11 protein-coding genes and 3 pseudogenes are annotated in these 15,439 nt (G+C 35.2%); 9 read left to right on the top strand and 5 right to left on the bottom strand.

The annotated features are described in order from the left end of the window. Together A9G40_RS14975 and A9G40_RS15480 are read left to right on the top strand one after the other, a co-directional pair. Positions 1-1,543 (top strand): annotated as a pseudogene (locus A9G40_RS14975) (hypothetical protein); the annotation flags it as partial. A 527-nt stretch (positions 1,544-2,070) separates the two neighbouring features. After that, positions 2,071-2,199 (top strand): hypothetical protein, encoded by a 129-nt coding sequence (locus tag A9G40_RS15480; protein ID WP_255307300.1) that lies wholly within the window; start codon positions 2,071-2,073, stop codon positions 2,197-2,199. 222 nt (positions 2,200-2,421) lie between these two features. On the opposite strand, the gene A9G40_RS15475 is transcribed toward A9G40_RS15480, so the two are convergent. After that, positions 2,422-2,553 carry a hypothetical protein gene (locus A9G40_RS15475; RefSeq protein ID WP_255307299.1) on the bottom strand — a complete coding sequence of 44 codons (132 nt, stop codon included), beginning with the start codon at positions 2,551-2,553 and terminating at the stop codon, positions 2,422-2,424. A gap of 189 nt (positions 2,554-2,742) precedes the next feature. Then, positions 2,743-3,863, bottom strand: a pseudogene (locus A9G40_RS07580) (IS3 family transposase). Positions 3,864-3,982: 119 nt separating this feature from the next. Between A9G40_RS07580 and A9G40_RS07570 the strand changes: the two are divergent. After that, positions 3,983-4,471, top strand: a complete 489-nt coding sequence (locus A9G40_RS07570) for a hypothetical protein (protein ID WP_065582548.1) — start codon at positions 3,983-3,985, stop codon at positions 4,469-4,471. A gap of 76 nt (positions 4,472-4,547) precedes the next feature. Further along, positions 4,548-4,781: a Pathogenicity locus gene (locus A9G40_RS07565; protein WP_065582547.1), complete on the top strand. Its 234-nt coding sequence runs from the start codon at positions 4,548-4,550 to the stop codon at positions 4,779-4,781. A 17-nt stretch (positions 4,782-4,798) separates the two neighbouring features. Here A9G40_RS07565 and A9G40_RS07560 read toward each other — a convergent pair whose 3' ends face one another. Further along, complete coding sequence (locus A9G40_RS07560; protein WP_065582546.1) at positions 4,799-7,516, bottom strand: CRISPR-associated helicase/endonuclease Cas3; 2,718 nt, start codon at positions 7,514-7,516, stop codon at positions 4,799-4,801. A gap of 307 nt (positions 7,517-7,823) precedes the next feature. Between A9G40_RS07560 and A9G40_RS07550 the strand changes: the two genes are divergently transcribed. From A9G40_RS07550 to A9G40_RS07530, 5 genes and pseudogenes are all read left to right on the top strand, one after another. Further along, a complete protein-coding gene (locus A9G40_RS07550) occupies positions 7,824-9,776 on the top strand; it encodes an extracellular solute-binding protein (RefSeq protein WP_081295761.1) in 1,953 nt (650 codons plus the stop codon). A gap of 1 nt (position 9,777) precedes the next feature. Then, positions 9,778-10,866: a microcin C ABC transporter permease YejB gene (locus A9G40_RS07545; RefSeq protein WP_065582544.1), complete on the top strand. Its 1,089-nt coding sequence runs from the start codon at positions 9,778-9,780 to the stop codon at positions 10,864-10,866. Continuing rightward, the gene (locus tag A9G40_RS07540; protein ID WP_065582543.1) at positions 10,866-11,897 is read left to right on the top strand and encodes an ABC transporter permease; all 1,032 of its coding nucleotides are present in this window, start codon (positions 10,866-10,868) and stop codon (positions 11,895-11,897) included. Before A9G40_RS07545 ends, A9G40_RS07540 begins: the two co-directional genes overlap by 1 nt. Next, positions 11,894-13,468, top strand: a pseudogene (gene yejF / locus A9G40_RS07535) (microcin C ABC transporter ATP-binding protein YejF); the annotation flags it as partial. The gene A9G40_RS07540 and the pseudogene yejF, both read left to right, overlap by 4 nt. Positions 13,469-13,650: 182 nt before the next feature. After that, a complete protein-coding gene (locus A9G40_RS07530; protein ID WP_065582541.1) occupies positions 13,651-14,505 on the top strand; it encodes a hypothetical protein in 855 nt (284 codons plus the stop codon). 70 nt (positions 14,506-14,575) lie between these two features. On the opposite strand, the gene frdD is transcribed toward A9G40_RS07530, so the two are convergent. Then, positions 14,576-14,932 carry a fumarate reductase subunit FrdD gene (frdD, locus tag A9G40_RS07525; protein WP_065582540.1) on the bottom strand — a complete coding sequence of 119 codons (357 nt, stop codon included), beginning with the start codon at positions 14,930-14,932 and terminating at the stop codon, positions 14,576-14,578. A gap of 14 nt (positions 14,933-14,946) precedes the next feature. Further along, on the bottom strand, positions 14,947-15,357 hold the full coding sequence (locus A9G40_RS07520; RefSeq protein ID WP_065582539.1) for a hypothetical protein: 411 nt from the start codon (positions 15,355-15,357) through the stop codon (positions 14,947-14,949). Positions 15,358-15,439 lie beyond the last annotated feature (82 nt).

Here is a 15,439-nt window from a genome sequence, read left to right as displayed (position 1 = left end):
GACACCAGACACCAGACACCAGACACCAGACACCAGACACCAGACATGGCAAACCTATGTCTTAAATTTATCAAATAACTACGTTAGACGAGTTTTTACACTTGCCTCATTTTTATCATCGAAATTATCCATAGAATTATTTACAAAAATCCCGTTGGTATTAGGACCATTGTTGTTATTGTCGTATTCGCCCAATTCGCAGGCATTAACGGTGCATACTAGTAATGTTATACAAGGTAGTGCACCATATTTAACATTTGATGGTGGTAAAACTAAAGTGATCACAACCGAGGATTTATTGAATATCACTCTATCGGATGGAACAATAGTTACTCCATCAACCAATACATCAAGCGTAACAAATCCAATAACTTTACCTAAAGGAAGTACTTTAAGCGATATTCACATGTTGATTCCCTCATCAGTTGATTCAGTCAGTTTAAATGATATAGTGAACACTTATCATTATTGGGGCGATGATGATGGTGATGGTCAGGGAGTAAATGGCGTAACCGCAAAAGGAAATCTATCTGCTTATTTTTTCGATAAAAATGGTAATGCTGTTAGTCGTAATGATATTTTAGATATTTGTAAAGCACCTTATAAGGTGATGTTAAGTAGTACAGCGGGATTTTTAAAAACACAGTACGGTGTACCAGATACAAATTATTTCCACCGTCAATCGGTGGAGTACTACATCAGCCCAAATTTACCTCCTAAAATCTGTTATGTAAGACCCAATCTAACCTATGGTACAGGTGATTACGCTGGTCCACCTAATATTTGGAATCCAACTAAAGGATTTCTAGTTCAATCAACTAATCCAACATTTTACGAATTAAATTTTCCGACAACAGGTGCAGATGGCTTGTACTTTGATTTAGACATAGGAGGAGGTCGCCAGTTGACTTGGGCTTCTGTTACGCATGGGGGAATAACAGCTACTGTAACAAGGACATTACCAAATGCAAGCGATGATTGGATATCCAATCATTCAGTAGAGGTAATACGCGTTACGCTAACGGGTCCTAGGGCAAGTGATAACCAAAAAAGCTCAGATTCCCCAAGTCCACTTAGCAAGCCAACCTTGCCTCAAACATTTGAGTTAGTGGGGAGAGATAGTCAAGGTAGTGTGGTCGTTAAGTATGGGTTTGAGTTGAAGCAGTGGTTCGTTAATCGTGGATCTCGATCTAATGACGCTTCTAATCAAGCCTCTTGGTGTAGTCATTTAGGTTATCGTTTTCCACAGGTAAGGGATTTAACTAATGCGGTTTGTTCGGGTAAGTGGTCAGGTCACTGGTGTCAAGGTTCTGTCGGTGCCATACCATCATCATCTGGTAATCATTACCAGCGTCGAATTGGCGCAGGTTTTTTTACCGAGTGGGGCGACATGCTTCATTATACCAATGCGGACTTTGCCGACCGTAACTACTGGACTAGTGATACAGCGGGCAGCCTTCAGTTTGGTGTCGATTCGGATGACGGTGATGTTCTCGGAGATGGTTCAAGCATTAGTAGATATGGTCTTTGTGCTTCGCTTTAACCTTTTATAGTTTAATTCTTGACTACTAGAGGAATTATATTTTCAATAGTTGGCTCTTTATTAAAAGAGTAAACTTCAATGATTATTTTTATTCATTATGGTTTTGAACGCTTTAGGCTTTTGGTTAAATGAGTTAAATAAATAGCTTTAATAGCAATGTATGAGCTAAGAAAATAGAGCGATTTTCTTAGCAATTTTTTGCTTTAGATAGGATAAAGAGGTTTTTTGGCTATCCTGTCTCAGTTGTCAGCACTTTGTAATGGTGGAAAAACTCAAAAAAAACATCACAATAAAAACATAAATTAAACTATAAGCACTTGATTTTATAAAAATTATTAAATCAAAAAAACTAAATAAAATCAATACTATACCTGAACGATTTTATGGGGGGAATATCAACTCTCATAATATCGAAAAGCTAGGCAAACGAATCGTTACCTAGACCGTCATTTAGTCTGTAATACATTAAAGCAAGCTTTGTTTCGGCGTTACTTTCTTAAAAATATGCTCGTTCGCAGTGACCGAGGATGCTAACCAACAAAGCACTATTTGAATATATTGAAATCTATTATTATTGTATGCGTGGTCGTTCAGCTAAGGACTGGGTATTGCCAGAACAATATGAACAACAATATACTTATCGGAATTTATTTTAACAAAATGAGTGCCCGATGAGTAAAATAAATTCTCCAGTTGTTTTTCCATAACCAACCCTTTTGCACTTATCCAAGTTTGCCATGGTGTTTTTCCATAACAATATTTTCCAGAATGTGTTCTTTCTCGGTTGTAAAATTCAAGCCATTAGTTAATATCGTTTTGTATGTCACTCAATTGCGTGTACACCTTACGTCGAAATAAGACATCATAACATTCTGTTTTCATCGTCTTATAAAATTGCTCACAAATCCCATTGTTTGTGGACTGTAGGCTTTGGTTTTGGTGTGTTCAATATCTTCTAAATTAAGATAAGGTTCATAAGCATGACGTTCTTTATGGCCATTATGTTCCATACCTCGGTCAGTCAGTATGCGTAATAGTGGAACCTGCTCACTATCAAAAAAAGCAGCACTTTATCATTAAGCATATCGGCAATAATGAGGCTATTTTTCTCGGTATAGACTTTAGTAAAAGCGAGTCTGGAATAGCTATCAACGACTGTTTGTTGGTATATTTCCTCTATACTGGTGTGCCCACACTTTTTAGTACCAAAAAGATAAGGCCTTTCTTTTGTATTCAATCGGCCACTGGTAATTTAAAGACGAATGAAGCCTGTTATAATTAAACCAATCCACATAGTGATTAAATTCCAATTTAAGTTGCGCCAGTGAATCAAAAATCGTATTTGACACAAATTCTGTTTTCACGGCTTTAAATGTGCTTTCTGCAATTGCGTTATCATAAGGACAGCCTTTGCGACTTAACGACCGTTTAATTCCAAATGCGGTTAAGCACTCATCAATTAAATGATTATCAAACGCTTTTCCTCTATCAGAATGAAAAAACTCAATCATCTGTAAGTTCATGGGTATTTGACTCATAGCTTGCATGACTAGTGCCGCTGTTTTATGCCTGCCAGCACTTCGCCTCACTATTTCTCGATTACGGATATCAACAATTACACAAAGGTAGTGCCAACGTTGCTTAACCCTCACATAGGTTAAATCGCTCACCAATATTTTTCGTAGTTGACCTATATCAAATTCTCGATTAAGTTCATTCCCCCGCAGACGATTCATTGCTTTTTTCTGCATGAATACCCTATTTTTTACTGGTGTACTTCGAAACCCAGCCATTTTTCGCCATAACTCGACCTATTTGGCGTCGAGATACGGTTATGCCTTGCTTTCTCAGCTCTGCTTGCAGACGCCTAGTGCCATAATCTCGATAATGATTATTAAAAATTTCACCTAGCGATATATCTTGTGGTTGCTGCGTCAATTTTCGCTGATAATAGAAACGATTTCGCGTTACATTTAAACATCGACATAATGCACGTAAACTGTATCGATGCTTATTATGTAAAATTAACGCGATTTTCTTCCCATTATCAACGCCGCTTGCTTTAGGATATCATTCTCCATTAACAAGCGTTTATTCTCTTTGCGTAGCGCGATAAGTTCGTTCTCTTCAGCCCAGCGATTATCTTTTGCGATGAACGAGCCGGTAGTTTGGTACTGCGTTATCCACTTATCTAATGCTGATTTGGTGAGGTCATACTCTGCGACGATATCCGCACGTTTTTTACCATTTTGATATAGCATGACCATTTGTTTTTGAACTCGTTAGTAAAGCTACGTTTTGCTCTTCGCGCTGAATCGATTGTTATTGTTGTCACTTTCTTTTATTTTTAGTTTATCATAACAATGATCTTATAAAACTGGTACCAATTAGTGTAGCCTATCCATTATACAAGTTATTTTTCATTTTTGGTAACCAATTATGAAATACGGTATAAATATAAGTACTATATCTAAAGATAAAGTCTTTATTCTCGTACTTTGCCACATTGGTGCTTTCTTATTTCACTTTATAATGAATCATATCCTGCCTAAATTTGGTATTTTTACTAAAGAATATATGATTAGTACAACTATTTGTGGTATTTCGGGTGGGTTATTTTGTATTTTACTTTTATTGATAATTCAAAATGAAACAGTCGGTTTTATAGGTATTTTTATATACTCACTTATTCATGGTACTACCTCTTTTTTATCTATTAGTACGAGTGGATATTACACTTTTTTGTTAAAAAAAGAATACGAAAACGATATATCATTTATTTCAAGTTGCGTGGCTATATATTCTAGATTGGCCGCTGTTGTATCTTTATTTATGGTGTCGCTATTTCCTTCTTCCGAACCTGTTTATTATTATCTTATTATTCTAGCGGTTTCTTTTATATTATGTGGTTTAGTTACTATAAAATAGTTTTGGTCGTCTAGTGACAAACTGAATCTAGAATAGTAAACTCATCGCAACTATTTTAAAATAACTAAAGACACATATGGCTTTTTCAGAATTTGAAAAGAAACAGCTTTTAGAACTAAAATTTGTTGGTGATAAAATTATTGAAAGATTGCAACAAATGGAATTAGACTCTTTCGAAAAACTACGTAACACCACATTAGATGAAATATTAAACAAAGGCGCTTTGTTAACTGGATCATCATGTTGGAAAAATAGCCACCAAGCAAAAACTGCCATCCAAAATATTTTAGCTTTGGTTAATCAAATATGATTAATCTACAGCATTAATTAATTGAGATAAAAGCCTAATTCTCTAGTGTAAAAACAAGATACTTTTTCCTTTTCAATTAAAACAATTATTGCATTAGGTCTATGTATCTTTTGCCTTAATTTTTCTAGATGATGCTGTTCTAGTTGTGGAATCGCACTTTTTATTCTATTCCATTTTGATACATTAATTGTAAGATGGCTTTGTTCCCAAGCATATTCACTACTACTACAGTAAGGAACGATTTTATCATCTTGCTGATAAGCTAAATAAAGATCAATATTATCTCTTGATAAACGGGTAGATACTTCAATTTCATGATCCCATTCAGCATTGAATTGCGCTCGGCTATAACAATTTTTAAAATTCAATATCATACTTTTAGCCTGTGAACTTTGCCCAAGTTGTTGTCCTAATTCTTTATAAAAAACCTCTTGTAAACCTTCAGGTGGCTCAAGATTGCTATGATAAACTGATTCAATGAGTAATCTGGCATCTTCGGGCATTTTTATGACGCCTTTTTGACGTAAGATTCGTTGCGTTAACCATAAATAAGCATGATTGGCGTAAACATATTTAGTATTGCCAAATTCTGGGTAATCTAGCCAATCTTGGCTTGGATTATTATTCCAAGTTGGCGCAAATATAGTTAATATCGGTTTATTTCTATCATCACAAGGTTGATTTTGGTTTGTGGATAGTTTGATATTTCCTTGTTTATCTCGTACATGTCGTTGTAAACGACCTGCACGTTGTATCAATAAATCAATTGGGGCAATATCACTAATCATTTCGTCAAAATCGAGATCTAATGATTGCTCAATGACTTGAGTTGCAATGATGATCTTTCCTGAGCGAATTGCATGATTTGAGGTTTTTCCTGCCCATGCTAACGTTTTTTGTTCGATATCCAAGCGATCACAATATGCAAAGCGACTATGAAATAGTAAAATTTGCTTACTATCAAGATTCAAATTTTGTTGTAGTTGTTGATATAAACTAATTGCGTCAGCCACACTGTTTTTTATCCAGCAAATAATTTTCCCTTGCTGGATGGCAATCTTAATTTTTTCTATACCAGAATCAATATTATCAATCCAGTCAATATCAACTTGCCGCTTTACTTCATCTCTTGTCTCTATTGCTTGTTCGACTAAGCCTTGTTGATTGAGTTTTGTCAATAAAGGAAAAGGTAAATCTGAATTTAGCGTTAAAGGCGATTGATTTGAATTTAATCCTTTATAAAAAGCATTAAGTAATTTTTCACGTAGAAAAAAGGGTAAAGTTGCGGTAAGTATAATCGCACTCCCTCCTTGTGAAAAATGATACTGTAACAGTGATTCTAATAATTTCGCCATATAACTATCATAAGCATGAACTTCATCTAAAATCAGTAACTTATGTCGTAGTCCTAATAGCCGCAACGATTGATGTTTAAACGGCATAACTGCCATTAAAGCTTGATCTAGCGTTCCAACTCCAACTTCAGCAAGCAATGATTTTTTTCGTGTGTCAACAAACCACTCATTACACTCGCTACTCGCTGAATTTTCATTTGTGAGGTATTTGGGTTGACTAAGATTATCCAAATTAATGACTGTTTGGGTAAAATTGGGATTCATATAACTTGCACCATGAGCTAGAACAAGCGATGGATGGCTGTTAGATCGATATAATTGCCCATATACCTGTGCTGTGCGTTGATATATTGCATTTGCGGTAGCTTGAGTTGGTAAGCCAATATAAATCCCTTGTGCTTTCCCTGCTGCCATTAATCGATGTGCCAAAATCATTGAAGCTTCTGTTTTACCCGCTCCAGTAACATCTTCCATAATAAATAACTCTGGGCCATTATCTGATAGTTGGCAAGATAATGCTTGCTGTTGTAAGGGGGTTGGTTTTTCAATAAATGGAAATAAGTTTTGGATACCATTGAAAGGCATAATAGGGGATTGTTGAGGTAAAGCCGCTACGGCTTTTTCAGCTCTAACTAGAGCGTAGTTTAACCAATATTCTGACAATTCCATCACATTTGAAGAAAAGGGGAAAAATTGTTGGTTGGAACCTAACCAATCACTAATAACGGTTATTGCCGCTAATAGCCAACTTAGTTTGTTAAGATTTTTACGGAATGTTTTGTCAAAAAAGCGGGTGTGGTAACTGGCTAAATTATTATCCACAATAAACAGTTGATTAATTGCTTTAATATAACCTAATGAAGCTTGCTTATCTTGTGTGTTAAATGATGAGTTACCATTGGCATCCAATATAGGCGGTTTACCATGATGGCCTGTCATGATTAATAACCAGATATTATATACCTGTTCAATATTATAATTGTATGATTCTAGCTGTATTTCTGATTTTTCAATTAAATAGTTCTGCCATAACCAGTGTCCAAGCGAATCATGTCGGGTAGTGTAACTTTTTGCTGGATCGGCGGCGACGAGCTTGGGATTATTATGCTTGAATAATTGCTGGAACCCATTAGCAAATTTACCAATATCATGCCAAGCTAAAAAGTAGGCAAACCAAAGGGCTGCGTTTTCCATCTCATCTGATGAGAAGCCAAGTTGCTCAAATAATTCAGCAGAATAAAAATAATTCTTTTTAACAATATGGTATCCACAAGCAGCGACATCTAAATTGTGATAAGCCAGTAGGTGATAATCATCGCTATCATCGCTATTGTCCCTTTGTCGACATTTTCCCCAATATTGATAAAACGATTCAATCATTGATATTATCCCTTCATTACGTTTGACAATAGATATGTTTAATAATATTTATCTTTTTTTATGATATTTATTTTTTAATAATTGATTTAATATAACTTGTTTTATTTAAAAATAAAGGTATCTTTTTACCTAACATTATCATTTTATATCAACTTTATTAATTAGGTTTTGCTCATTTAGTTGAAGTTTGGCAAAATAGACAGCCTGAGTTAAGGGGAGTGTTATCACCTTAGATGATTTAGATATGTTAAAAATAAAAAAGTAGCATAAACACGCTATTGTTAAATAAATTACTAATGGATTTGGGATGATTATTCGAATTAAACAACCTATAAAAACATTATTCATCTTGAGTTGCCTAACTAGTCTAGTTATTTGTTCTGCGCCTGCTTTTGCCGATGAAGAACAACGAGAGCCTCAAACTGATCTAAACGAGGATGTTAATGCCCCAGTTCAATTAACTGAGGATGAACGAATTGATATTATTGGTCCTAGCCAAATAACTGAGAAAATTTATCATAAAACGATTTTTTCACTTTCAGGTCAACCTAAATATTCAGCTAATTTTCAACATCTTGATTATGTCAATCCAAATGCGCCTAAAGGTGGTGCGATTAAGCTAGCTGAAGTTGGCTCTTTTGATAATTTTAATCGTTTTGCTAGCCGAGGAGCTCCTGAGCGGAGTTCGGGATCGTTATATGACACACTTTTTACCAATACTGCCGATGATATTACCAGTTTTTATCCACTTATTGCTACTTCAATAACTTATTCTGATAGTTATCGCTGGGCTGAAGTTTCAATTAACCCAAATGCTCGTTTTCAAGATGATCAGCCAATTACTGCACAGGATGTTGCGTTTACTTTTCACAAATTTATGACCGAAGGTGTGCCTCAATATCGTGTTTATAATAAAGGCATTACCGTTAAAGTGATAGATAATTATCGTTTGCGTGTTGATATCCCTAATTCTGATCGTGAAAAATTATTTTCATTTGTCGGTAGCATGCGAGTTATGCCAAAACATTTTTGGCAGAATCATGATCTTGCTGAACCTTTAAACACCCCACCTATTGGTAGTGGTCCTTACTATATTAGCGAATATAAATTAGGGCAATATGTTGTTTATCGACGTAATCCCAATTATTGGGCACGTAATTTGCCGATTAATAAAGGGTTAGATAATTTTGACGAAAAACGAATTGACTATTATATGGATGATAATATCTCGTTAGAGGCCTTTAAAGCAGGTGAATATGATTTACGAGCTGAAGATCAACCTAAAAACTGGTTTACTCAATATCAAGGAAAATATTTTGATGCTAACCACATTGTTAAACAAGAAAAACCCGTTCAAACGGCAACTGATACTAAGTGGTTAGCGTTTAATTTGCAAAAAGATCTGTTTCACGATGTTAAAGTGCGTGAAGCAATCACACTGGCATTTGATTTTGAATGGTTAAATCATGCATTTTATTATGACAGTTACAAAAGGCCTTATAGTTTTTTTGAAAACACAATCTATGCAGCAATCGGCAAGCCTAGCGAACAAGAGCTAAAATGGTTAAATGCTTATAAAGATATTATTCCAAAGCGTGCTTTTGGTAATGCTTATTATGTACCTAAAAGTGATGGATTGGGTTTTAATCGTGATAATTTATTAATAGCTGCTGAATTACTAAAACAAGCTGGATGGGTAATTAAAAAAGGTAAACTGATTAACACTAAAACACAGCAACCTTTTGAATTTGAACTGATTAGTTATCTTGGTAGTGATATTAAGTATGCAATTCCCTTCCAACAAAATTTAGCGCGCTTAGGGATCACCATGAAAATTACCTTATTAGATTCAGTACAACAATTACGCCGTGTTCGTGAGCGTGATTATGATATGGTTGCTCGTGATTATTATGCCGTCAATTACCCAAACTCTAATTTGCAGATACTTTGGGGGAGCGAGTATCTTAATTCATCGTGGAACGCATCGGGTTTGCATAACAAGGCGATTGATGGCATTATTGCTGAAATTACCAAAAATGTAGATAATCAAGAAGCATTAATCCCTCTAGGGCGAGCTCTTGACCGAATTCTAACGCAAGAGTACCCCATGATTCCAATGTGGTATAACAGTAAAACGTATTATGCATACTGGAACAAATTTGGGCAACCAGCCATACAACCGACTTATGCAATAGGCGTTGATAGCTGGTGGTATGATGCTAACAAAGCAGCTAGCCTGCCTAAAAATCGGAAACATTAATATGCTCAATTATCTTATTCGTCGACTTCTATTGATTATTCCAACATTATTTGTGATTTTAACTATCAATTTTTTTATTGTGCAAGTAGCCCCTGGTGGGCCTGTCGATCAGGCGCTTGCTATGATTGAAAATGGATCGCAAGCAGGACAAGGACTATTGCCCGGAAGCATTAGTTCATCGACATCAATTGAACAGTATAAGAATGAATCTAGCTATCGAGGATCACGAGGGCTCGATCCACAAATTGTCGCAATGATTGAAAAACAGTATGGTTTTGATAAACCAATATTTGAACGTTATATTGAAACGCTCAAAAAGTATATTTCATTCGATTTTGGCAATAGTTTTTTTAAAAGTGAATCGGTAGTAGGGTTAATTGTTAAAAGCTTACCTGTTTCGATTTCGTTGGGGCTGTGGAGCACACTAATTGTTTACCTAATTTCAATCCCTTTAGGCATTCGTAAAGCGGTGAAAGAGGGTTCTATATTTGACTTTTGGTCAAGCACACTAATTATTATTGGTTATGCTATACCTCCTTTCTTATTAGCTGTATTGCTAATCGTGGTGTTTGCGGGCGGTAGTTATTGGGATATTTTCCCTCTACGAGGGCTTATTTCAAATCATTTTGAACAACTTGATTTTTGGGGCAAAGTGAAAGACTACGCATGGCATATTTGCTTGCCCACCATTGCAATGGTCATTGGTGGTTTTGCTTCGCTCACTATGTTGACTAAAAACTCATTTTTAGATGAAATTCGTAAACAGTATGTCATCACTGCACGAGCTAAAGGTTTAAGTGAACGAAAAATTATATATAAACATGTTTTTCGTAATGCAACGTTACTGATTATATCGGGCTTTCCTGCTGCTTTTGTTGGTATTCTATTTACTGGGTCGTTACTCATTGAAATTATCTTTTCGCTCAATGGGCTTGGTTTATTGGGTTATGAAGCTATTATTCAACGTGACTATCCAGTCATTTTTGGTTCTTTGTATATTTTTACGTTAATAGGGCTCATCACTCAACTCTTATCGGATTTATCTTATATGATGATTGATCCACGCATTGACTTTGAGGCACACAAATAATGACCAAAAACTATTCTATTAATCAGCAACGTTGGCAACGGTTTAAACATAATCGTCGTGGTTATTATTCACTCTGGTTATTTTCAATTTTATTTGTGGTTAGTATATTTGCTGATTTTATTACTAACGATAGACCTATTTTTATTAAATATCAGGATAATTATTATTCACCGATTTTTCATTTTTATCCAGAAACACAGTTTGGTGGTCAATTAGAAACACAAGCCAATTATCTTGATCCTGTTGTACAAAAGAAAATAGAAGCTAATGGTTGGATTTTATGGGCACCGTTTCGCTACAGCTATAGTACATTAATTTATGATACGGCAAGCACCTTTCCAACGCCGCCCTCATCATCACATTGGTTAGGCACTACTGATGCGGGTTTTGATGTGTTTGCCAATATCTTGTATGGTTTTCGTCTCTCAATGTTTTTTGCCATTTTTTTGACAGTATTTACTTCTGTCATTGGTGTTATTATTGGTGCGATTCAAGGTTATTATGGTGGTATCGTTGATCTGATAGGTCAGCGATTTATTGAAATTTGGTGTGGTTTACCTGGATTATTTGTGATTATTCTATTAGCTAGTATTTTACCGCTTAATTTTTGGTGGTTGCTTGGTATTACCGTTTTATTTGGTTGGATGGGGTTAGCGGGAATTGTACGTACTGAATTTTTACGTACCCGCAATTTTGATTATATTCGTGCAGCTAAAGCTATGGGGGTTAGTGACATTAAAATTATGTTCCGCCACATATTACCTAATGCGATGGTGGCAACATTAACCTTTTTACCATTTATTCTTTGTGGATCAATTACCACCTTAACGTCGCTAGATTTTTTGGGTTTTGGTTTGCCTATTGATTCACCGTCTCTTGGTCGTTTATTGCTACAAGGTAAAAATAATTTGCAAGCACCTTGGCTTGGTATTAGTTCATTTTTAATCATTGCAACTTTGCTTTCGCTGCTTATTTTTATTGGTGAGGCAGTCAGGGATGCATTTGATCCAAACAAAGGAGTGTATCGATGAGTTCTCCTTTATTATCCGTTCAGGATTTAAGTATCGCTTTTAAACGTAACATTCAAGCTGTATCCCAAGTAGTAAGCAATGTTAGTTTTGATATCCATGAACAAGAAACGTTAGCCTTAGTTGGTGAATCTGGTTCGGGTAAAAGTGTAACAGCGTTGTCTATTTTACGTTTACTGTGTAAAGATCAAGTGACTTATCCCACAGGGGATATTTTGTTTGAAGAAAAATCGTTATTACATGCAACAGACAAAACACTGCAAAATGTGCGTGGTAATCAAATTAGCATGATCTTCCAAGAACCGATGGTGTCACTTAATCCACTACACACGGTTGAAAAACAGCTTTATGAAGTGCTGTCATTACATCGAGGTATGCGCCGAAATGTCGCACGTAATGAAATTTTGCAATATCTTGATCGAGTGGGCATTAAAGAGCCAAAAAGCAAATTATCCTCTTACCCTCATCAACTGTCGGGCGGAGAACGGCAACGAGTTATGATTGCCATGGCCATTCTAACTCATCCCAAATTGTTAATTGCCGATGAGCCAACTACAGCCCTAGATGTATCGGTACAAGCACAAATTATTCGCCTGCTTAAAGAGCTAAAAAATGAATTAAATATGAGTCTATTATTTATTTCACACAATCTTGGCATTGTCAAAAAACTAGCGGATAAAGTTGCTGTTATGCAGCAAGGAAAAATCGTTGAGTATAACAATAGGCAACGCATTTTTTTACGTCCTGAACATGAATATACTCGCACCTTATTAAATTCAGCACCGAGTGGCGATCCCGCGCCATTGCCTAATACGCCAGGAATACTGCTTAATGTTAACCATTTGGATGTTGAGGTAATCGCTAGAAAGGGATTTTTTCAAAAAACTAAAAAGAAAATTGTCAATAATGTTGGTTTTGCTGTACATCAAGGCGAGACGGTCGGTATTGTGGGGGAATCGGGCTCCGGTAAAAGCACAACGGCACTAGCTATTTTGCGGTTGATTAAATCACAAGGTAATATTGTATTTGATAGCCACCCGATACAAAATCTAACTGGCAAAAAATTATTGCCATTCCGAAGTCGTATCCAAGTCGTATTCCAAGATCCGTTTTCGTCACTTAATCCTCGTTTTAATATTGAACAGATTATTAGTGAAGGATTAATGACGCACAAAAAACAAAGTAAGAAACAACGTGAGCAGGCCGTTATTGATATTATGCAAGAAGTGGGTCTAGATCCCGATATGCGTTATCGCTATCCAACAGAGTTTTCTGGTGGGCAGCGCCAACGAATAGCTATTGCTAGAGCTTTAATTTTAAAGCCAGAATTGTTAATTTTAGATGAGCCAACTTCATCTTTAGATCATACAATTCAAAAACAAATTATTAATTTACTGAAATCATTGCAAGAAAAACATCAGCTCAGTTACCTGTTTATTAGCCATGACTTAGCGCTGGTTTACTCAATGTGTCATCAAGTTGTTGTTATGAAAGAGGGTAGAATTATAGAGCAAGGCTCGCGAGAAAAGATTTTCTATTCTCCTGAAGAAGAATACACCAAAGAGTTACTTTCTTTTTTAGATAAACCACCTCGTAGAGCGAGTAACACGTTGATAGATGAAAACAAAGAAGAAAAATTTACTCATCAAGATGACAGCCAATCAAATAAAAAACAAGGTAAAAAAGTGAATTGGGATGATGCATTATTAATGGGCAAAAGGTAAAAGCATACAATAAATTATTCAGCAGGAACACGATGCAAAAACAAATACGATTTTTTTTATTAACGCTCTGTTTATCACTCACATCAATAGACGCCATGGCGTTAACTTGTAGTGATAATCCTACTCAAAATACAGCGAATGCCAATAACTATATTTTTCAGATCCTTGATTATATTGATTCCCCTATACAAGGCATTAGACACGAGGTGAGAACATTAACCACTAAATTAACTACTGAAACTAACAGTACGAACGCTAAACATGCATTAGAATATGATACTAACGGAGAAATAATAAAAAGCCATTATGCTCTTTATTTAGATAAAAACGTTCGAATCTATTCTGAACACCTACAAAAAAATAAATCGGGTTGGGAAAATATTATTGAAGATGTCGAAGATAAAACTAATAGCATTACCCAATTTAATACTGATGAACAAGGTAAAATTATTGTATCACAACAGACTAAAAAAGCGGTTGATTTCATTTTTTTTGAAACCGATAACTACGTTTACGATAATAATAATTGCCTTATCAATAAAAATGTCCAATGGCAACTCAAAGAAATTGATGAGAATGGCAAATATACAGGGAAAGAGCAAAAAGGAGCTTCAACCTACACATTTGAATACCAAACACACCAATTAGCTAAAGTGCGCTATCAATTTAGTAATAATATGCAAAACGAGAGTGATTTTTTGTATCAGTATGATAACAACCTTCATCGTTTAACAACTATAGAAACATCTTATTTATCTGCTGGTAAAGAATTAGCACATTATGTCACTCAATTTTTAACATTTAATGAAAAAAACGATTGGCTTACAGCCAAAAAATCTAAAAATAACAAACAAACTAATATTATTCGCGAAATTACTTATTATTAGTTTCCAAAAATAAAAAAAGCGTTAATTGATTAATAACGCTTTTTATTTTGTCGCAATTTTCAAATGTTTGCTATATCCGAATAAACAAGACATAAATGGCATGAACTGTCCATGCCAATGCTAAACCAAAAGTAAGTAGTTTTTCGCGTTTTGGGTGAATATTATACTTGTGCAAAATGGTTAAAATTTGTTGTAATCCACACCAGATAGGTAGTGAAATCATCAAAAATAAAAAGATTTTGCCAAATTCCGTATTGGCTATTTTAAGAATATAAGAACGTGTTGCTGCATCACCAAAAGGGAGGATAAATATCATAGTTATTAGCACAATGGGAGAAAAAACAGCCGCCCATGTACCCCCTAGCACAAATAGCCCTTTTACAACTTTTCCATTGGTGCTTCTAGCTTGGATTTCTTGATTTTTCATTGATTAAATACCACTTATCTTAAGATAAATAACAGCAAATAGGCTGACACAAAAATTGTCGCTATCCACAACCCTATAATAATTAAATAAGCTTGTGATTTTTTAGCAGTACGATATAAAAATATCGTTTTAGGAATGGAATTAAACCAACTGATTGAATGAAAAATAGCGACCAACAATGCAATGCTATTGAGCACAATAACAAAAGGACTACGTAAAAAGAAGATAAAACGATAAAACTCGTCTTGCCCCATGGCATTGGTGTACATACAAATAACACCAAACATTAAAACTAAACTGACCCAAATCATTGAAAAGGGAACTAATTTATTAAGGATTGACAGAATTGAAGACTGTTCTTTAGGTGAATCAAGGCGCTCAGATGGACTGTTGCTGTTATCTAGATCATTATTTTTTTTAATCATAACATTTCTCAATGTGTGTAACATTATTATGTAATTGATGTTTCGAGTGGTTAGTATTTTATGCAATATTATAAACACTAAG

Source organism: Gilliamella sp. Nev3-1 (assembly GCF_001690435.1).
Classification (GTDB): domain Bacteria; phylum Pseudomonadota; class Gammaproteobacteria; order Enterobacterales; family Orbaceae; genus Gilliamella; species Gilliamella apicola_C.
The sequence above is the reverse complement of the archived record's forward strand: the minus strand, read 5'-3'. Positions and strand labels throughout refer to the sequence as shown.

What these genes read in the sequence shown, in the direction of transcription:
- A9G40_RS07570 (WP_065582548.1), top strand. Translation starts at nt 3,983, where the DNA reads ATGAAATACGGTATAAATATAAGTACTATATCTAAAGATAAAGTCTTT.
- A9G40_RS15475 (WP_255307299.1), bottom strand. Translation starts at nt 2,553, where the DNA reads ATGGAACATAATGGCCATAAAGAACGTCATGCTTATGAACCTTATCTT.
- A9G40_RS07565 (WP_065582547.1), top strand. Translation starts at nt 4,548, where the DNA reads ATGGCTTTTTCAGAATTTGAAAAGAAACAGCTTTTAGAACTAAAATTT.
- frdD (WP_065582540.1), bottom strand. Translation starts at nt 14,932, where the DNA reads ATGAAAAATCAAGAAATCCAAGCTAGAAGCACCAATGGAAAAGTTGTA.
- A9G40_RS15480 (WP_255307300.1), top strand. Translation starts at nt 2,071, where the DNA reads ATGCTAACCAACAAAGCACTATTTGAATATATTGAAATCTATTATTAT.
- A9G40_RS07550 (WP_081295761.1), top strand. Translation starts at nt 7,824, where the DNA reads ATGATTATTCGAATTAAACAACCTATAAAAACATTATTCATCTTGAGT.
- A9G40_RS07530 (WP_065582541.1), top strand. Translation starts at nt 13,651, where the DNA reads ATGCAAAAACAAATACGATTTTTTTTATTAACGCTCTGTTTATCACTC.
- A9G40_RS07560 (WP_065582546.1), bottom strand. Translation starts at nt 7,516, where the DNA reads ATGATTGAATCGTTTTATCAATATTGGGGAAAATGTCGACAAAGGGAC.
- A9G40_RS07545 (WP_065582544.1), top strand. Translation starts at nt 9,778, where the DNA reads ATGCTCAATTATCTTATTCGTCGACTTCTATTGATTATTCCAACATTA.
- A9G40_RS07520 (WP_065582539.1), bottom strand. Translation starts at nt 15,357, where the DNA reads ATGATTAAAAAAAATAATGATCTAGATAACAGCAACAGTCCATCTGAG.
- A9G40_RS07540 (WP_065582543.1), top strand. Translation starts at nt 10,866, where the DNA reads ATGACCAAAAACTATTCTATTAATCAGCAACGTTGGCAACGGTTTAAA.